Source organism: Alcaligenes sp. PF14 (genome assembly GCF_037150615.1).
Taxonomy (GTDB): domain Bacteria; phylum Pseudomonadota; class Gammaproteobacteria; order Burkholderiales; family Burkholderiaceae_B; genus Alcaligenes; species Alcaligenes phenolicus.
This window is the reverse complement of the sequence record NZ_JBAGRS010000002.1, coordinates 270044-288353: the sequence shown is the minus strand read 5'-3', so window position 1 is coordinate 288353 and position 18310 is coordinate 270044. Positions and strand designations below refer to the sequence as shown.

Here is an 18310-nt window from a genome sequence, read left to right as displayed (position 1 = left end):
GTGTCATGGCCAACATAGGAATACTGGATGTCGCCAGAGCAGCACAGGTATCGGTTGCGACGGTATCGCGCGTGCTCAATGAGCCGGAAAAGGTGGGTGAGAAAACCCGCCTGCGCGTGCAAGCCGCGATCGACGCACTGGCCTATGAGCCCAATGCCTCGGCACGCAGTCTGCGCAGCCAGCGCAGCCGAGTCATCGGCGTGGTCTTGCCGACCTTGCTCAACCCCGTCTTTGCCGAGTGCCTGAAGGGCATCGCCGATACCGCAGCCCGCGGCGGCTATGCCATCCTGCCCTTCTTTACCGACTACCACCTGGAACGTGAATCCCAGGCAGTGGCCTTGCTCCTGGCCAGCAATGTGGAAGGCATTGTGCTGGTGGTCTCCAACCCGGCTCACTCTCCTGCTTTAGTTCGGTTGAACAAGACTCGCTGTCCCTACGTACTGGCGTACAACCTGCATCCCGAGCATCCTTGCGTCACCGTCAACGGCGAGCAGGCCATGATTGAATTGATCGGCCACTTGGCAAGGCAAGGTCATCGCCGCATTGCCATGGTAAGCGGTCATCTGCACGTGTCTGATCGCGCCCAACAACGCAGCCGTGGCTATCTGAAAGGAATGGACAAGGCTGGCCTGGTGCCCATGCCACTGCTGGAAGTGCCTTTCATGGATCAAGGAGAGCAAGGGCAAGCACCGTCTTCTGAGGACGTGCATCTTGCCAGTGTCGCCCGACTCTTGCGCCAACCAGAACGCCCCACAGCCATGATTGGCTCCAACGATCTGATTGCCATTCGCTGTCTGCGCACGGCACAGCAGATTGGCCTGCAGGTTCCCAACGATATCAGCGTGATCGGCTTTGACGGCATCGCCCTGGGCGCTGAACTGTTTCCACGCCCGGCCACCATCGCACAACCCAATGAAGAAATTGGTCGCCAGTGCATCGGCCTGCTGCTGGAGGCGGTAGCCCAACAAAAAACGGTTCCCGCGCAGGCCTCGGTTCTGCTGCCCTACACCTTCAGCCCGGGCGAGTCCTGCGCCCCTGCCCCTTGTTCACCACGGGCGCATCCAGGATGAAGCCCCTTTCCTCTTCGGGACCCGCTCCCGCAAACCCCTGCGTTCAAGCCATTCCCGGCTTTTTCCTGACACCACTGACTGACTGGAGTGATCGACCATGAAACATATGCTGAGTACATTGGCTTGCCGCGTGGCACTGCCCCTGGCCCTGATGACCGTGGGAAGCGCCGCCGCTGCGCAGACGGCCATTTGCTACAACTGTCCACCAGAATGGGCCGACTGGGCCAGCCAGATCGAGGCCATCAAGGCGCACACCGGCATTACCGTCCCGCCCGACAACAAGAACTCCGGCCAGTCCCTGGCCCAGCTGGTTGCCGAGTCCGCCAATCCGGTCGCCGATGTGACCTATCTGGGCATCACCTTTGCCATTCAGGCCCAGAAAGAAGGCGTGACCCAGGCCTACAAACCCCAGGGCTGGGAACAGATTCCCGAAGGGCTGAAAGACCCGCAAGGCCATTGGTTTGCAATCCACTCCGGCACCATGGGCATCATGGTAAACAAGTCGGCCTTGGGCAATGTGCCTGTGCCTGCCTCCTGGAACGACCTGCTCAAGCCCGAGTACAAAGGCCTGGTCGGGTATCTGGACCCCTCTTCCGCCTTTGTGGGTTATGTAGGGGCCGTTGCCATCAACGAAGCCCTGGGCGGCAATATGGACAACTTTGATCCCGCCATCAACTGGTTCAAGGCCCTGCAAAAGAACAATCCCATTGTTCCCAAGCAAACCGCCTATGCCCGCCTGATTTCCGGCGAAATCCCCATCTTGCTGGACTATGACTTCAGCGCCTACCGCGCTCAGTACAAGGACGGCGAGGACGTCGCTTTCGTGATTCCCCAGGAAGGCACGATTGTGGTGCCGTATGTGATGTCCCTGGTCAACAAGGCTCCACACACCGAACAGGGACGCAAGGTGCTGGATTTTGTGCTGTCCGAGCAAGGGCAGTCCATCTGGGCCAATGCTTTCCTGCGCCCGGTTCGCAGCAGCGCCATCAGCAAGGAAGCCCAGTCGCGCTTCCTGCCCGACAGCGAATACGCGCGTGCCAAGGCCATCGACTATGAGCGCATGGCACAGGGTCAAAAACCCTTTGCCGAGCGTTATCTGGCAGAGGTCCGCTAAGCGGTCCATGTGGAGTTAGCGTATGCAACGCAAATACCTGCTGCCCTTGTGCTCGGCCCCTGCCGTCGCTTTCTTTGCCGCATTCTGGCTCTTGCCCGCGGTACAGCTTCTGGCCCTGCCCGCACAAGAAGGCATGCACACCTACTGGGTCGTGCTGACATCGGGGCGGTACTTGCAGGCCTTGCTGCAAACGCTGCTCCTGTCCGCCATCGTGACCCTGGCCACCTTGGTGCTGGGTGCCATGGTCGGCATCGTGATGGCTCGCTATCGCGTGCTGGCCAAGCGCCTGCTGCTCTCCCTGATGACGCTGCCCCTGTCCTTTCCTGGCGTCATCGTGGGTTTTTTCATTATCTTGCTGGGTGGTCGGCAGGGGCTGCTAGCCCAGATCAGCCAGGATCTGGGCCTGGGGCGAGTGACCTTTGCCTACGGCCTGCTGGGTTTGTTTCTGGCCTATCTGTACTTTTCCCTGCCCCGCGCCATTGCTACTTACACCGCAGCCGCCGAATCCATAGACCGCAACCTGGAGGAAGCCGCACGCTCCTGTGGAGCCACACGCTGGGACATTGCCAGAGATGTCTGGATACCGGAACTGGCCCCCACGTCCCTGTCTTGCGGTGCCATTGTATTTGCCACCTCCATGGGCGCTTTCGGTACGGCCTTCACCCTGTCCAGCCGCTACGAAGTGCTGCCCATCACGATCTATAACGAATTTACCAACTATGCGAATTTCACCCTGGCGGCCAGCTTGTCCATTTCCCTGGGGCTGCTGACATGGTTTACCTTGTGGCTGGCCCGGCGTCTGGTCCGCGATCCCTCGGTCGTTATTTGAGGGCACCATGAAACTGAAAACGGCTTCAAACCCCCATCGCCCTGCCCCCTTGCTTCTGGCTGTCACCGGACTGACCGTGCTGTTCCTGCTCGGCCCCATTCTGGTTTCCGTGCTGGCCGGGCTGGTCAACAATTATCGTATCGGACTGAAAAGTGGCCTGACCCTGAAATGGGTGGAGCACGTCTGGGCCAACTACGGCAGCACAGTCTGGCTATCCCTGCAGCTGGCGCTGCTTTGTGTGCTGGCTGTCATTGTGCTGGGCGTCCCCTGTGCCTATGCCCTGGCACGCAGCCGCTCCCGTCTGGCGCGTAGCTTTGAAGAACTGCTGACCTTGCCAGTGGCGGTCCCCGGCATGGCCTCGGCCCTGGCCCTGCTGCTGGCCTATGGCTCCTTGCAAGGCTTTCGTCAAAGCTTCTGGTTCATTCTGGTGGGCCACATTGTGTTCACCCTGCCCTTTATGGTGCGTACGACCACAGCAGCTCTGCAAAAACGCAGCCTGATCGACCTGGAAGAAGCGGCCCGCTCGCTGGGAGCCAGCTTTACGCAAATCTTTTTCGGCATCCTGCTGCCGGCCATCCTGCCTGCGATTGTGGCTGGCAGCCTGATGGTCTTCACCTTGTCGCTAGGCGAGTTCAACCTGACCTGGATGCTGCATACGCCACTGACCCGCACCTTGCCCGTGGGGCTGGCCGATAGCTATGCGTCCATGCGTATCGAGGTGGGCTCGGCCTATACGCTGATTTTCATGCTCGTCATCTTGCCCGTGCTGTGGGGGCTGCAGACCTTGGCGCGCTTGCTGGAGAAACACTATGGAAAATAAACACATACCGGTGCGTATCGAACACTGCGCCAAAACCTATGTCGATGGCACACGGGGATTGCATCCCAGCACCCTGGACATCGCCCCCGGTGAGGTCATGGCTTTGCTCGGGCCCTCGGGATGCGGCAAGACCACCTTGCTACGACTGATCGCCGGCCTGGAAATGCCCGATGCCGGCAGCCGCATTCTGTTCGACGGCCAGGACGTCACCCATCTGCCGATTGAAAAACGTGAGGTCGGCATGGTGTTTCAACATTACGCCCTATTCCCGAACATGACGGTGGAAGCCAATATCGGCTATGGCCCGAAAATCAAGGGCATGGCTCTGCCTGCACGGCAGAAGCTGGTGGGTGAGCTGGTCGATCTGATGCGCCTGAACGGTCTGGAAAAACGCCAGCCCTCCGCCTTGTCAGGTGGGCAACGACAACGCGTTGCCATCGCACGTGCCATTGCCAATCAACCCCGCGTTCTGCTGCTGGACGAGCCGCTGGCCGCCCTGGATGCCAAGCTGAAAGTCTCCTTGCGCGACGAGCTGGCCGAGCTGCTGCGACGCCTGCGTATCACGGCCATTCATGTGACCCACGATCAGCAGGAAGCGTTTGCCATTGCCGACCGTCTGGCCGTCATGCACGAAGGCCGCATCATTCAGATTGGCGATGGCGAAAGCCTGTACCGCCATCCGGCCCACCCTTTTGTCGCTACCTTCCTCGGGCGGGTCAACGTCCTGCAACGCAGCGAACAAAGCCTGCTCAATAACGAAATCTGTCTGGCAGACCTGAGCCTGACTTGCCCCGAGACCTTGCGCGGGGCGCAGGAGTTGCTGGTTCGCCCGGAGGACATCAGCGTTTGCATGGATACACCCAGCGGCTGGGCACGTGCCAAAGTGCGACAACGCAGTTTTATGGGCGGACGGGTGCAACTGACCCTGGACGTGGACGGACAAGCCCCTCTGATTGCCGAGGTAGACCGTGATCACGGAGCCGTCCTTGGCAGTACAGTGGGAATTCACATCAACCCTGGCAAGCTGATGCCCGGTACCGTGCCACTCTCTTAACGCAAGCGGATAACGATGCTGAAAACATTACTGATTCAAATGACGGACCCGCATATTCGGGAAGAAGGTCGGCTGGCTTATGGCCGTCTGAATACCGCCCCCTATCTGCAGGACGCCATCAACCACGCTCTAGCCCTGCCCCAGAAACCGGATGCCCTGGTGTTGACGGGCGATCTGACCGACTTTGGTCGACCACAAGAATATGCGCATTTGCGCCGCTTGCTGGCACCGCTGGGCTCCATCCCGGTGTATTTGTTGCCGGGCAACCATGATGACCGCCAGCAACTGCGCGAGAGCTTTCCCGAACATACCTATCTGGGTAAGGCCGGGCCCGTTTGCTACAGCGTGGACATTGGAGAGCTTAGACTACTGGCCCTGGACAGTGCGGTATTGGGAGCCAGCGCGGGCAGTCTGGATCAGGAACAACTGGACTGGTTACGTACCGAGTTGGCCCAACAGCCTGAGCGCCCCACCATCATTGCCCTGCATCACCCTCCTTTCAACACCTTGATCGGCCACATGGACAAGATAGGCCTGCTGCAAGGAGCGGAACAACTGGAAGCAATTGTGCGCCGACACAGCAATATCGAACGTGTGATCAGCGGGCATTTGCATCGCAATATCCAGATCCGTTTTGGCGGCACCATTGCCAGCACCGCCCCATCGGTGGCGCATCAAGTCTGTCTGGATCTGGCTGAAAATGCAGCATCGGCCTGGACACTGGAGCCACCCGGCTATGCCGTTCATGCGCTGGACAGCCTTGGCCAGATCGTGACCCATACTGCCACCGTCGGCCAATTCGACGGCCCCTTCGCCTTCCATGAGCCAAGCGGGAAACTGATCGACTGATTGGATGTACGGCATACACCAACGGCTGCTTGGCCTTGATGGTCTCGTCAAGCCAAGTTGACTATAGGTCCCTCTTTGCTAGCTCAAGGCTGTAGCAAACACTGACAGCATTAAGCAAAGCCGTTCAAGAACGCTAGGCCCATCCCATAAAAAAAACACCCCAATATCGGATTCAACCAATATTGGGGTGTTTTGATACTGCTGCTTCAGATCAAGAGGGCTGCCCAGAGCCACCCCGATCTGCAAGCCGTGTCTTACTTCTTGCTGTCTTTCAGCTGAGGCACAGCCGAACCAGCGGCAGGAGCCAACAGGCCAGCCTGGGTGTAGGTGAACAGCTTGTCGCGGGTGTCCACGATGTCCAGGTTACGCATGGTCAGCTGACCGATACGGTCGCGTGGCGAGAACATGCTGTCCACTTTTTCCATGCTCAGACGCTCGGCCTTGTAAGTCAGGTTAGGCGAGACGGTGTCCAGAATGGAGTAGTCGTTACCGCGGCGCAGTTCCAGTGTCACTTCGCCAGTTACGGCACGAGCCACCCAGCGCTGGGCGGTTTCACGCAGCATGATGGCTTGTGGGTCAAACCAGCGGCCTTGGTACAGCAGACGGCCCAGACGCAAACCATTGATGCGGTACTGTTCGATGGTGTCTTCGTTGTGGATGCCGGTGACCAGACGCTCGTAAGCAATGTGCAGCAAGGCCATGCCGGGGGCTTCGTAAATGCCACGGCTCTTGGCTTCGATAATGCGGTTTTCGATCTGATCGCTCATGCCCAGACCATGACGGCCACCAATGCGGTTGGCTTCCAGCATCAGTTCCACAGGGTCGGAGAATTCCACGCCGTTCAGGGCAACAGGCTGACCTTCTTCAAAGCGCACACGCACTTCTTCAGCAGCCACGGCCACATCGTCACGCCAGAAAGCCACGCCCATGATGGGCTTGACGATATTGATACCGGCGTTCAGGTACTCCAGATCCTTGGCTTCGTGCGTGGCACCCAGCATGTTGGAGTCGGTGGAGTAGGCTTTTTCGGCCGACATCTTGTAGTCGAAGCCGTTTTCCTGCATGTACTCGGACATCTCGGCGCGGCCGCCCAGCTCGTCAATGAAGGTCTGGTCCAGCCAAGGTTTGTAAATCTTCAGTTCAGGGTTGGTCAACAAGCCGTAGCGGTAGAAACGCTCGATGTCATTGCCCTTGTAGGTGCTGCCGTCGCCCCAGATATGGACGTCGTCTTCTTTCATGGCGGCAACCAGCATGGTGCCGGTAACAGCACGGCCAATAGGCGTGGTGTTGAAGTAGGTTACGCCACCGGTGGTGATGTGAAAGGCATTGCACTGCAAGGCGGCAATCCCTTCAGCCACCAGTTGCTGACGGCAGTCCACCAGACGGGCCAGCGTGGCACCGTATTCCTTGGCCTTGCGGGGAATCGCATCGTAATCGGGTTCGTCAGGCTGACCCAGGTTCGCGGTGTATGCGTAAGGGATCGCGCCCTTGTTGCGCATCCACAAAAGTGCAGCGCTGGTGTCCAGGCCACCGGAAAAGGCAATGCCGACCTTCTGGCCGACTGGAAGAGATTCAAGGATGGTTGTCATTATCGCGTCAGTAGTGGTGTGCAAGTACAGTTCCGCCCGTAAGGCTCTCTTGTAGAGCCCTGCCCGCGGCAGGATCAATATGTCATTATATCGTCTTGACCGACCCTGGACACCTTTGCGTAGCTGGATTTAATTACTCGATGAACTAGAACATCCATTTTTACCTGGAGACAAGCCATGCCCGAGACCCACGCTCAACCCGCTATCAGCCGTTATCCCGTCCCCACGCTGGCCGAAATGCCCGAGGATATTCGCAGTCGAATTGAAGCCGTGCAGGAAAAATCCGGTTTTATTCCGAATGTGTTTCTGGCTCTGGCCCACCGTCCTGACGAATTCCGCGCTTTTTTTGCCTATCACGACGCGCTGATGGAAAAGCCCAGTGGTTTGAGCCATGCAGACCGGGAAATGATTGTGGTGGCCACCTCCGCCGCCAATCAGTGTCATTACTGCGTGATTGCCCACGGTGCCATCTTGCGCATCCGCGCCAAGAATCCGCTGGTGGCAGACCAGGTTGCCGTGAACTGGCGCAAGGCCGATATTCCGGCACGCCAAAAAGCCATGCTGAGCTTTGCCATGAAAGTCTCGCAAAACGCTCAGGAGATTGAAGACGCCGACTTCCAGGCCCTGCACGAGCACGGTTTCAGCGACGAGGACGCCTGGGATATTGCCGGTATCAGTGCCTTTTTTGGTCTGAGTAACCGCATGGCCAACTTCATGTCCATGCGCTGCAATGACGAGTTCTACATGCTGGGACGCGTTCCCCGCTAAACATGATGCGTTACGCCCTGTTGTTTGCCGGGTGGATTTGTGTGGCGCTGGCGATTGCCGGCGCTGTTTTACCCTTGCTGCCTACCACGCCATTTGTATTATTGGCCGCGTGGTGCTTTTCCCGTAGCTCCCCCCGCTTTCATCAATGGCTGCTGGATCAACGCCATCTGGGCCCATACCTGCGCAATTGGGAGAACGGCCAGGGCTTGACCCGCCAGGCCAAACGCCGGGCGCTGATCATGTTGTGGCTGTCGCTGGCCGCCTCGGCCTGGCTGACCAGTCACCTGGGCTGGTATCGACTGGGGCTCTTGATCCCAGGCATTTTCGCCACCCGCTATTTGCTGCGTGCCAAAACCCTGGATGACACCCCTTCCGAGCCTGTGCAAAAATAGCCTGCTTGAACCGATCCTGGCTTGACCCTTTTTGCTTGAAACACCTATGTCCAATCCTGTCATCTTGCTGGCTGCCGCCTACATCACCAACTCTGAAGGCCAAATTCTCCTGGTCCGCAAACGTGGCAGCACCTATTACATGCAGGCAGGCGGCAAGCTGGAAGCAGGTGAAACGCCCTTGCAAGCCCTGCAACGCGAACTGGATGAAGAGTTGGGCTTGACAGCGGAAGAAACCGCCTCTGCCCGCTACGAGGCATACTTTGAAAGCCCTGCCGCCAATGAACCTGGCCACGTGGTTCATGCCCACGTTTTCACCTTGACGGTAAACCGGGAAATCCAGGCCGCCGCCGAGCTGGAAGAAGCGCGCTGGGTCAGTCCGCAAGAAATCCGCTCGCTGACGCTAGCCCCCTTGCTGGCTAATCACATTCTGCCGCGCCTGTGCGCCCAGGCCGCCGCCTGAGTGCCTGCCCGCACAAGACTTCCTTCTGCCTTGTGCCGTCCAAGCCACGAACCGCCTATTTTTTGGCATAATGTCGCCCTTGAGTCCCCTCTTTGGGGACGCAGCTATTTGCCCGACCAGCCCGCAACGGCGGGCTTTCTTTATTGAGCGCTAATTTATGTCCTCTTTGCCCTGTCAAGGCGCAATCGTCACCTTTACCCTGCAGCAGCTGCGTGCCGCCACGCAAGCCGGGGGGATTTTAGGTGTGTCCATCAAAGGACAAGGCAATCATTTTTTTGTACAAGTGGCCACGCGTGCCGGTCAGGCTGTGCTAGTTACCGCCCGCAGCAAAGATCCGCGCAGTTTCAAAAGCCCCTTGCAGGCCATGGTTCTGCTCAAGCAAGTCGGGATCGTCACTGGCCAGTTTGATCTGACCCAGTACTCGCCTGACCAGCACGAAACCGCCCCGCGCAGCCGTCGTCGCCCGGCCAAACCCAGCAAACTGGGACTGCGCTGGAACCGGATTGCAGAAAGCATCTCCAGCCCCGCTCAACCTTCTTTGGATGATCCCAGCCTGGACATCAGTGAAGAACAGACGCGTCGCCTGATCGCCCGTCAGGAAAACCAGCAGTTAAGCCTGCTGGGCAACTAAACGCAGCCCACTTGTGCTTCTGGACGTGTTGAGCGAATAAGCCGCGTCCAAAGCCTGTTCCAGGTCTTGCTGCAAGTGCTGGGGCTCTTCCAACCCCACATGCAAACGCAATAACTGCCCTTCCCCGAACAAGGCTTTCCCATTGCGTTTGGGCATCTCCATGGGCAAAGCCAGACTCTCGAAGCCACCCCAGGACAGACCGATGCCAAACAGGCGCAAGGTCTTGAAAAAGCAGGATAACTGCGCTTCGCTCAAGGGTTCCAGCACAAGGCCAAACAAGCCGGTAGAGCCGGTGAAATCCCGCTTCCAGATAGCATGACCGGGATGCGATTCCAATGCCGGATGCAACACCCGCTGAACCTGCGGATGATTCTCCAGAAAACGGGCAATCTGCAAAGCACTGGCTTGGTGCTGACGCAAACGCACACCTAAAGTACGCATGCCGCGCAGCGCCAAAAAGGCATCGTCAGGACCGGCTGTCTGACCAAAATCATGTGCAGCACGGCGCAGCAACGGCCAGGCACGCTCATTCGCGGTGGCAATTCCCAGCAAGGCATCGGAATGCCCGGTCAGATACTTGGTGGCCGCCTGAATGGATACGTCCACACCATGCTCGAAGGGCTGGAAGAACAAGGGAGTAGCCCAGGTATTGTCCAAGAGCACATACGCCCCCACCGCATGCGCACAGCGAGCAATCGCAGGAATATCCTGAATCTCGAAAGTGGCCGAACCGGGCGACTCTACGTACACCACCTTAGTATTGGGACGAATCAGGCTGGCCATGCCGTCACCCAAAGACGGCTCATAGAACTGCACCTGAATACCCATGCGGCTGGCCAGCACCTGCTGGGCAAACGCGCGTACCGGTCCATAGACTGAATCCGGTATCAGCAAATGATCTCCAACTTCCAACATGCCCAACAAGGCATGAGTACAGGCCGCCAATCCAGAGGGAAACAAGCTGGCCTGAAAACCGCCTTCCAGCTCGGCCACGGCCTGCGTCAAGGCTTGCAAGGTGGGATTGGTGAAACGGCCATAAGACGCGTAGGGATTGTCAGGCTCCTTGCGCTGCGCCCATTGCTCCAGATTGTCGGCCAGGATCGTGGAGCCGCGACAAACGGGTACATTCACAAAACCAGCCGACACGCTGGTGTCCCGTCCTACATGGGTCAAACGGGTTTGTTGATAATTGCAGTCCTGCATGCTGTTTTCCTGATCCTGATCGCTAAAGATGAATGGAAACAGTCTACGCAAGAGCCCAAGGGCAATTATTGCGTTTTCACGCTACTGCAGGCAGAATTCCGAGAATAAATACCTACAATCAGCAAGATTATTGGGAAATTATTTTTATGCTGGATAAATTCGACAAGCACATTCTGGAGATCCTCCAAAACGATGCCACCTTGGCCATCCAGGAAGTTGCCGATCGGGTGGGTTTGTCCAGCACACCCTGCTGGCGACGCATACAGCGCCTGGAGCAGGAAGGCTATATCGAAAAACGGGTGGCTTTGCTCAGCTCTGAAAAGCTGAATGTCGGGGTGACGGTGTTTGTGGCCATCAAGACCAATCAGCACAACAAACAGTGGTACAGCCAGTTTTCGGCCGTGGTGGAGGCGATCCCGCAAATTGTGGAGTTCTATCGCATGAGCGGCGATACCGACTATTTGCTGCGCGTGGTTGTGCCTGACATCAAAAGCTTTGACCGTGTTTACCAGCGCCTGATCTCGGAAATAGAGCTGACCGACGTCAGTTCCAGTTTCGCCATGGAGCAGATCAAGTTCACGACCCGTCTGCCCCTGGACTACGCCTGATCCAGTGTGGTTCAGGGCTTAAAAGCTGTATTCCACATCCAGCGTCTGGCCGATACTCAGTCTCTGAGGTTTGGATTCAACCAGCATGGCCTGCATGCCAAACAAGGTCCCTTGCGGGAACTGACGGCTTTGTGCCAGGGCCAGGCCGGGTTGAGTACCCACATCCCCTGTCAGCTGATTCACATTGGGCATAGGGCAACGAGTACAAGGGCGGATAAAGGCAAAGCTCAAGCCTTCACTGCTGACACCCAGCACATAGTCTTCTTCATACGCGGGCAGGCCCTCAAAAACCACATTCGCGCGGAAACGATTCATGGGCACGGCCTGCTCACCTGACTGTTGCACCAGGCGGTTCAGCTCTTCCAGGGACGCCTCATTGGTAAACAGAAAAGGCAGCGCATCTGCAAAACCAAAACCGTTGATCTGATCACCAATCTGACGCCAGCCCTGGGCCTTTTCTTCCCAGGGACGCACACGTTCGGTCAGTACATAACGCCTGGCGCGGGTATGGTTACGCAATACCCGGCAAGGAGTCTGCAAAAAGTCGCTAAACCATTGCGCGACCTGATCGCCCTCGTCCCGGCCCAAGGTATCTGAACTCCAGATACGCACGGACACAGCGACGTTATCCCCTGCCGGGGCATCCAGAGACCAGGACAAAGAATCCATACCAGGCGCTTGCACAGTAATCTGCCCGTCCTGCACCACTGGCTGAATCAAGGCCATGCGCGGCCAGCGACGCTGCGTCATGAATACGCCCTGTTGGTCAACAACAACCCACTCTCGGTCAAAGGCCAGGCCCGCAACGCTGACCTCCACGCCCTGTGGATGGGCCTGGGCGGCACAGGATTTGATGGGATGGGTAAAAAGGCCAGTGATGGTAATCATGAGTCGCAACAGAAAAGGCAAGTTAAGGGACCTATTCTAAAACAGCCTGAGCGCCTGCCTGCCCCTGCTTTGGAGACTGATTGCAAAGAAGTGGATCAGAAACATCGACTCTGAAAATCTATTTCGCATCAATACTTGACAACAGCGCAAAGCTATGAGTTAATAGTTGATTGATTGCACCAACATACCATTACATCAAGAAAGTGCGATCAACATTTTTTGAATGTACCCACGCAAAACAGGTCCCTTTGACCTTCTGGCATGTCCCCAAACATGCGGGTATTCATTCACCACGGCGACGACAGCCACATCCAGACTTATTTTTTGCATCGTAGCGGACTCGCTCCGTCCATTTGCTTGGCAAACGAATAAGGCGCTGTCCATGCTGCCACAGAGCACGTCTGCCTGACATTTGTTCGACCAGCGCGGCTCTACATTGAAATAGCAATGGCTTGGCCTCCGTGTGGAGACCGATCCATCATGGTGTCATCAAATCTCAATAAAAAAACGATGTAATGACGCCACACGATAAGGAAAAAAATGATGAAAAATATCTATCCAACCGGTTTGGTATCGCGCCCTGAGCATATTGCCTTGAACAAGACCGATATTCGCATTGGCGATACCGTTTACTTGCAACCCAAGAACGGCCCTCGCATGGCGGGTACCGTGATTTTCAGCTCGCCTGTACACGGCTGCACCACCTATACGGCAGACGCGCAGAACCAGGACGCCAACGTGCGTTTCCGTTTCCGCCTGCAGGACGTGCATCACGTGGCTCCACGCCACCCTTTACCAGCCTTGAACTAAGGCTTTGCCTGCCAATTAATACGGGGAACCCAACCCAATTCCCCGTATTAATTTCATTTACAAACATATAATTACAATTTGCAAGAAACATTCCTGCTTTCATCCTAAAATAGTGGCGGCTTGAAACTTATCCGACGCTGTAAAGCGTCCACGACGAGCGTGCGCTCCTATGGCAACGGATATGAAATCAAAGCAGGCTTCCTGCTTGCGCCCGCCGCGGCGCTATTCCTATCTCTCCCGTTTTTTCCTGTTCAGCCTGGTCTTGATCCTGACCCTGCTGGGCACCAAGCTGCGCCATTACGACGCCCTGACCATCTTCTGGCCTGCCGAGGCCGTGCTGCTGGGCCTGTTCATTCGTCGCCCGGATTGGGCCAGCCAGTTCCTTAACTGGGTCATTGTTATTCTGGCCTATCTGTGCGCCGAACTGATCGCCCGCAACCCCCTGCCTATTGCCCTTTTGCTAACCCTGGCCAATGTCAGTGGCGTCGGGCTGGCATACTGGCTGATCACCCGCAATCCGCTGCTGGACCTGTCCTTGCGCCGCCCTCAGGCCATGCTGACCCTGGCCGCCTACTACGGACTGGCCTGTATCCTTTCCGCCCTGCTAGGCGGCATTGCCTTGTCTTTGCATACCTCTCAAGCCTTGTCGCTGGCCATCCTGTCCTGGATGCTGACCGGCATGATCTCCTACACCGCTATTTTGCCCGTCATCCTGACTGCCCCGGCCCGCCCCATACGCCGTTTCATGGAGTACTGGAACGAGCCCCATTTGATGAGTCTGGCCCAGTTGGCACCCGCCCTGTCCTTATTACTGACCAGCTTGTTGAGTTTGCTGATTGACGGCCCCGGCTCCCTGGCCTTTCCCGTCCTGCCCTTATTGTGGTGCGCCCTGAGCTACTCACTCTTTTCCACTACCTTGTTGACCTTGTTCTATGTGCTCTGGACACTGTTTGCCCTGAGCCAGCCGGTCTACTTCCTGCCCAGCCAGCTATATACCTCACTGGATCTGCTGTCGCTGCGCATCGGCATTGCCTCCATTGCACTCGCCTCCATTACCAGTGCCAGCTTGATCTCAGCCCGTAATCTGGCAGTGGAAAAGCTCCAGCGGCTGGCTCACCACGATGCCTTGACCGGTTTGCTCAACAAGCAGGCCTTTTATCAGCAAAGCCAGACCATGCTGACTCAATGTCGCCTACGGCACGTTCCTGTCAGCGTCATTGTTCTGGACATCGACCACTTCAAACCCATTAACGACACCCACGGCCACCATGTCGGTGACCTGGCCCTGAGCGCCATCACCCAGCGTATTTCCCTGGCTTTGCGCGATACAGACTTGTGCGGTCGATTGGGTGGCGAGGAGTTTGGCATCTTGCTGCCCGACTGCAGCGCCACCCAAGCCCATGCCGTGGCCGAGCGTGTCCGCAAAAGTATTGCCCTGCGGCCCCTGGCCCTGGATAACGAGCAGCAACTGACCATGACGGCCAGCCTGGGTATCGCAACTCTGGAAGCCTCCACGCTGGATCTGCATGCTCTGCTTCGTCAGGCCGACACGGCCTTGTACGAGGCAAAACGTGCCGGTCGGGATCAGAGTTTTTCCTATCATTTCCCCGAACGAAAAACGAAGACTTGACGCTATCCGTAAGCAAACCGATACTGATGTGTCAATACGAAACAAAACATCAGGGAGCGGTGATATGGCGTCAGTTTACGGCTCGCCCTTGTGCCAAGCGTGTTTGACCTTGCCACAGGGATTAAGTACTAGCCAAGCGCATGCTGACTTGCGTTTACTGGGACAGCATCCTCCCTCTCCTGACGGGGCTCATGAGACCCAGTACCGCTGCCTGAGCTGCCAGACGCACTGGCTGCTACGCACCAATCGCTGGGGCGTTCCCGAAGGCTTTCGCCTGAAACCCGTATAGGCAAAGCGGGGCACATGCACTACCATGACGGCTTTGTCTGTTAGCGATTCCCGTATGTCTGCCCTGCTGTTTGATACTGAAACCACCGGCACTGCCAAACCTCAAGTCATCGAGGCAGCCTGGCTGCGTTTAAGCGACCCTGTCTTCTTGCTGGTCAATGAAGAATTCGAGCAACGCTACCGGCCTGATGAAGCCAATTCTCTGGGTGCGCTGGCCACCCACCACATTTACGACGAAGAGCTGCAAGACTGCCCGTCGCATACCGAGTTCAAGCTGCCTGCCGACACCCAATACATCATTGGCCATAACGTGGACTACGACTGGGGCGTGGCCGGTTCGCCCAATATCAAGCGGATTTGCACTCTGGCCTTGGCCCGGCACTTGATTCCAGGCCTGGACAGCTACAGCCAGTCCGCTCTGATCTATCACATTGATCGCGCCAACGCCCGCGAGCGCCTGCGCAATGCGCACAGCGCCTTGGCCGATGTACGTAATTGCCTGGCACTCCTGCAATACTTGCTGGGCCTGACGCAAAACATCAATACCTGGGAACAGTTGTGGCAGCTCTCCGAACACGCCCGGATTCCCACCATTTTGCATTTTGGCAAACACAAGGGCATGGCCATTGCCGATGTACCACAGGACTACAAGAACTGGTTGCTGCGTCAACCAGACCTGGACCCCTATCTGGTCAAGGCCTTGAAGGTCTAAACCTCAAGGTTCGTAAAATCCCTAATGGCTGTCAGCCATCATATGCCCAATGATGAAGGTCCCAACAAGAACTTCATGAGGTGGCAAATGATCGAGGTTGCATACGTCACGAAAGATATGCGTCGGGACCCTTACGAACGAATCACCCATCTTGGAGGCGCAGGCTGGCAACGCTCTCAACCGGATGTAGTCCAGCAAATTGAGCAGGGCCAGGAGGACTATTACATTCTTCTGGATGGCATTCCCGCCAAACTGATCGTGGCGCTCAGCCGTTTTGGTGCCAAGTACCTGAAAACTGAGCTTGAAGTTGAAGAGCCTCATATTTTGCTCAGCCTTCCCAGCCAGGCCGGTTAAGCAGGCCGGTCCTCCCTCCACTTTCCTTCAAGGAAAACAGAAAACGCGGCTTTAAGCCGCGTTTTTCCATACCTGCCTGTCAACCTGCTTAGGGTTTGAGCAAGTGCCATTGGCCATTACGTACCGTAATCAGCTCGCGACCACGCTCGTCAAAGCCGCTATGGTCTTCGGGCGACATGGTATACACACCTTGGGTAGCCACCAGATCACGGGTTTGCTCCAGCGCATCGCGCAAAGCCGAACGGAACTCCGGCGTTCCGGGTTTGGCCTTGGTAGCCGCCTCAGGAATTGCCTTTTCCAGCAAAAGACCAGCGTCGTACACGTTGGCACCAAATGTAGCAGGAGCCTGACCATAACGCTCGGTATAGCGCTGGATGTAGTCCTGCGCGATAGGCTTGGACGGATTGCTATCGGCAATTTCAGGCAAGACCAACATCAGGCTGGCCGCCAGAATAGTGCCTTCAACCTGCTCGCCACCCAGGCTCAAGAACGCAGGCAGCGCAGCACCATGAGTTTGGTAAATTTGCCCTTTGTAACCTTGCTTAACCAGCGTCACTTGCGGCAGAACAGCCGCAGCGCCAGTGCCGGCTACCAGGACCACATCTGGTTTGGCCGCGTAAATCTTCAAGGCCTGGCCTGTTACCGAGGTATCGGAACGCACATAACGCTCGGTGGCCACAATCTTGATATTGTTCGCCTCGGCCAGTTCCTTGAACACGGTCAACCAGCTCTCGCCGTAGGCATCGTTAAAGCCCAGGAAACCGGCTGTTTTCACGCCGGTATCGACCATATGCTTGACCAGGGCCTGAGCAATAATGTCGTCGTTCTGGGTCGTTTTAAAGACCCATTTCTTTTGCTCGGTCATGGGCAGCACGACGGACGCCGCGCCCACCGGCGCCAGCACAGGCGTGCCCGAATCGGCCGCAAATTGAATCAGACTCATGGCATTGGGCGATCCGGTAGGCCCGATCAAGGCATCGATCTTGTCCTCGGAAATCATTTTCTTGAACAGCGTCACCGTTTGGTTCGGGTCGCTGGCATCATCCAGGGAGACGTACTCAACCGTCAGATCGCCAACCTTGGTAGGGAGCAGCGGCACGGTATTGCGCTGCGGCAAACCGACCACGGCGGTCGGTCCAGTGGCCGAGGCGATCACGCCAATCTTGACCTGTGATTGAGCCGGTGTGGCCAGAGCGGCCAGAACAACGGACAAAGCGAAAGCAGTTCGAGTCAATTTCATAATGTGCAGAGCCAGTTAGGCCCTTCCCCCCTTGATATCAGCGCAGCCGCGCTTATATGGATTGATCTGGGCATAAGATACCAAATTCCCCGTGCCGCACACGTCTTATTGAACGATTTGCTCCGGCAGGTCTGCTTACAATTGTACGCGGGCACACACAATAAAGTAGTTTATAACGAAGCTACTGTTTACCTTTCATAGAGCGAACCCATGTCACTTCAGCAAATGCTGCAACAAATTCTGCAAAGCGGCCAAAGCGCACTAAAACAAGGTCAAGGCCAATTGAACTCCTCCGGCCTGGGTAAGAAGATCAGTGAACAAGCCGGTGGTTTTGGTGGCGGCGCTGTGGTAGGCGGCGTTCTGGGCGTCCTGCTGGGCAACAAGAAGTTCCGCAAAATGGGCGGCTCCATGGCCGCGTACGGCGGAGCCGCTGCCTTGGGTGCCCTGGCCATCAAGGTCTATCAGAACTGGCAGGAACAAAACGCGGGCCAGCAAGCGGCCCCAACACCCGTGCAAGCGGTCCCAGCCGCCCCGCTGCCGCTGGCTTCCAACGGCCCGGCCGATACCCATGCCATGGTCATCCTGGCCGCTCTGGTCTCCGCTGCCAAGGCAGACGGCCATATCGGTGATGCCGAGCGCGAATTGATTGACGCGGAAATCAGTAAAATGGCCGCCCCCGAACAAGCCCGTCTCTGGCTGTCACAAGAACTGCTCAAACCGGTTGACCCGCAAGCCATCGCCCAATTGGCGCAAACGCCCGAGATGTCGGCCGAAATTTACTTGACCAGCGCCATCGTCATTGACGAGCAAAGCTATATGGAACGCGCGTATCTGGACGAGCTGGCACGTTTACTATCCTTGCCAAACTCCTTGCGCGAAAGTCTGGATAATCAAGTCCAAGCTTTACCCCAAGCTTGATCGGAAGTGGGACCGTTCCACCAGAACACCCCCACTCTGATTGTTTTATTTTTCAACCCCGGGCTGACACTCCCAATGCAGCC

20 protein-coding genes are annotated in these 18310 nt (G+C 57.0%); 16 read left to right on the top strand and 4 right to left on the bottom strand.

Going from position 1 to position 18310, the window contains the following annotated elements; all coding sequences use genetic code 11:
- The first annotated feature begins 5 nt into the window (after positions 1-5).
- The 6 genes from WFM49_RS05420 to WFM49_RS05395 all read left to right on the top strand — a co-directional run bounded on the left by WFM49_RS05420 (position 6) and on the right by WFM49_RS05395 (position 5736).
- Positions 6-1070 carry a LacI family DNA-binding transcriptional regulator gene (locus WFM49_RS05420; protein WP_336972184.1) on the top strand — a complete coding sequence of 355 codons (1065 nt, stop codon included), beginning with the start codon at positions 6-8 and terminating at the stop codon, positions 1068-1070.
- A 151-nt stretch (positions 1071-1221) separates the two neighbouring features.
- Positions 1222-2184 carry an ABC transporter substrate-binding protein gene (locus WFM49_RS05415; protein WP_238441787.1) on the top strand — a complete coding sequence of 321 codons (963 nt, stop codon included), beginning with the start codon at positions 1222-1224 and terminating at the stop codon, positions 2182-2184.
- Between the two features lie 22 nt (positions 2185-2206).
- Complete coding sequence (locus tag WFM49_RS05410) at positions 2207-3013, top strand: ABC transporter permease (RefSeq protein ID WP_203144881.1); 807 nt, start codon at positions 2207-2209, stop codon at positions 3011-3013.
- Between the two features lie 7 nt (positions 3014-3020).
- The gene (locus WFM49_RS05405; RefSeq protein WP_009455599.1) at positions 3021-3833 is read left to right on the top strand and encodes an ABC transporter permease; all 813 of its coding nucleotides are present in this window, start codon (positions 3021-3023) and stop codon (positions 3831-3833) included.
- Complete coding sequence (locus tag WFM49_RS05400) at positions 3823-4887, top strand: ABC transporter ATP-binding protein (protein ID WP_336972179.1); 1065 nt, start codon at positions 3823-3825, stop codon at positions 4885-4887. The genes WFM49_RS05405 and WFM49_RS05400 overlap by 11 nt, the downstream gene beginning before the upstream one ends.
- A 15-nt stretch (positions 4888-4902) precedes the next feature.
- Positions 4903-5736, top strand: a complete 834-nt coding sequence (locus WFM49_RS05395; RefSeq protein WP_239055449.1) for a phosphodiesterase — start codon at positions 4903-4905, stop codon at positions 5734-5736.
- Between the two features lie 254 nt (positions 5737-5990).
- Here the strand turns inward: WFM49_RS05395 and argG are convergent, their stop codons facing one another.
- On the bottom strand, positions 5991-7325 hold the full coding sequence (gene argG / locus WFM49_RS05390) for an argininosuccinate synthase (RefSeq protein WP_035268236.1): 1335 nt from the start codon (positions 7323-7325) through the stop codon (positions 5991-5993).
- Positions 7326-7502: 177 nt separating this feature from the next.
- Here argG and WFM49_RS05385 point away from each other — a divergent pair, with 177 nt between their 5' ends.
- From WFM49_RS05385 to WFM49_RS05370, 4 genes are all read left to right on the top strand, one after another.
- A complete protein-coding gene (locus WFM49_RS05385) occupies positions 7503-8093 on the top strand; it encodes a peroxidase-related enzyme (RefSeq protein ID WP_009455594.1) in 591 nt (196 codons plus the stop codon).
- A gap of 2 nt (positions 8094-8095) precedes the next feature.
- A complete protein-coding gene (locus WFM49_RS05380; protein ID WP_153229801.1) occupies positions 8096-8485 on the top strand; it encodes a YbaN family protein in 390 nt (129 codons plus the stop codon).
- Between the two features lie 46 nt (positions 8486-8531).
- Positions 8532-8945 carry an NUDIX hydrolase gene (locus WFM49_RS05375; RefSeq protein ID WP_336972176.1) on the top strand — a complete coding sequence of 138 codons (414 nt, stop codon included), beginning with the start codon at positions 8532-8534 and terminating at the stop codon, positions 8943-8945.
- Positions 8946-9102: 157 nt separating this feature from the next.
- Positions 9103-9576 (top strand): hypothetical protein, encoded by a 474-nt coding sequence (locus WFM49_RS05370; RefSeq protein WP_009455589.1) that lies wholly within the window; start codon positions 9103-9105, stop codon positions 9574-9576.
- Here the strand turns inward: WFM49_RS05370 and metC are convergent.
- Positions 9556-10779 carry a cystathionine beta-lyase gene (gene metC, locus WFM49_RS05365; protein ID WP_336972173.1) on the bottom strand — a complete coding sequence of 408 codons (1224 nt, stop codon included), beginning with the start codon at positions 10777-10779 and terminating at the stop codon, positions 9556-9558. The genes WFM49_RS05370 and metC overlap by 21 nt on opposite strands.
- 146 nt (positions 10780-10925) lie before the next feature.
- Between metC and WFM49_RS05360 the strand changes: the two genes are divergently transcribed.
- Entirely contained in the window at positions 10926-11387 is a 462-nt protein-coding gene (locus WFM49_RS05360) for an Lrp/AsnC family transcriptional regulator (protein ID WP_088452542.1), read from the top strand.
- Between the two features lie 18 nt (positions 11388-11405).
- On the opposite strand, the gene WFM49_RS05355 is transcribed toward WFM49_RS05360, so the two are convergent.
- Positions 11406-12275, bottom strand: a complete 870-nt coding sequence (locus WFM49_RS05355) for an MOSC domain-containing protein (RefSeq protein WP_336972170.1) — start codon at positions 12273-12275, stop codon at positions 11406-11408.
- A gap of 543 nt (positions 12276-12818) precedes the next feature.
- On the opposite strand from WFM49_RS05355, the gene WFM49_RS05350 reads away from it, so the two are divergent.
- The 4 genes from WFM49_RS05350 to WFM49_RS05335 all read left to right on the top strand — a co-directional run bounded on the left by WFM49_RS05350 (position 12819) and on the right by WFM49_RS05335 (position 16069).
- Entirely contained in the window at positions 12819-13085 is a 267-nt protein-coding gene (locus WFM49_RS05350; RefSeq protein WP_009455580.1) for a hypothetical protein, read from the top strand.
- Positions 13086-13266: 181 nt separating this feature from the next.
- Positions 13267-14715, top strand: coding sequence for a GGDEF domain-containing protein (locus tag WFM49_RS05345; protein ID WP_336972168.1), 1449 nt, complete (start codon positions 13267-13269; stop codon positions 14713-14715).
- A 313-nt stretch (positions 14716-15028) separates the two neighbouring features.
- The gene (locus WFM49_RS05340; protein ID WP_009455576.1) at positions 15029-15715 is read left to right on the top strand and encodes a 3'-5' exonuclease; all 687 of its coding nucleotides are present in this window, start codon (positions 15029-15031) and stop codon (positions 15713-15715) included.
- An 87-nt stretch (positions 15716-15802) separates the two neighbouring features.
- Positions 15803-16069: a DUF3892 domain-containing protein gene (locus WFM49_RS05335; RefSeq protein ID WP_230940605.1), complete on the top strand. Its 267-nt coding sequence runs from the start codon at positions 15803-15805 to the stop codon at positions 16067-16069.
- Between the two features lie 88 nt (positions 16070-16157).
- Here the strand turns inward: WFM49_RS05335 and WFM49_RS05330 are convergent, their stop codons facing one another.
- The gene (locus WFM49_RS05330; protein ID WP_026482930.1) at positions 16158-17309 is read right to left on the bottom strand and encodes an ABC transporter substrate-binding protein; all 1152 of its coding nucleotides are present in this window, start codon (positions 17307-17309) and stop codon (positions 16158-16160) included.
- A 210-nt stretch (positions 17310-17519) separates the two neighbouring features.
- Between WFM49_RS05330 and WFM49_RS05325 the strand changes: the two genes are divergently transcribed.
- Positions 17520-18227 carry a tellurite resistance TerB family protein gene (locus WFM49_RS05325; protein ID WP_035268249.1) on the top strand — a complete coding sequence of 236 codons (708 nt, stop codon included), beginning with the start codon at positions 17520-17522 and terminating at the stop codon, positions 18225-18227.
- The last annotated feature ends 83 nt before the right edge of the window (positions 18228-18310 follow it).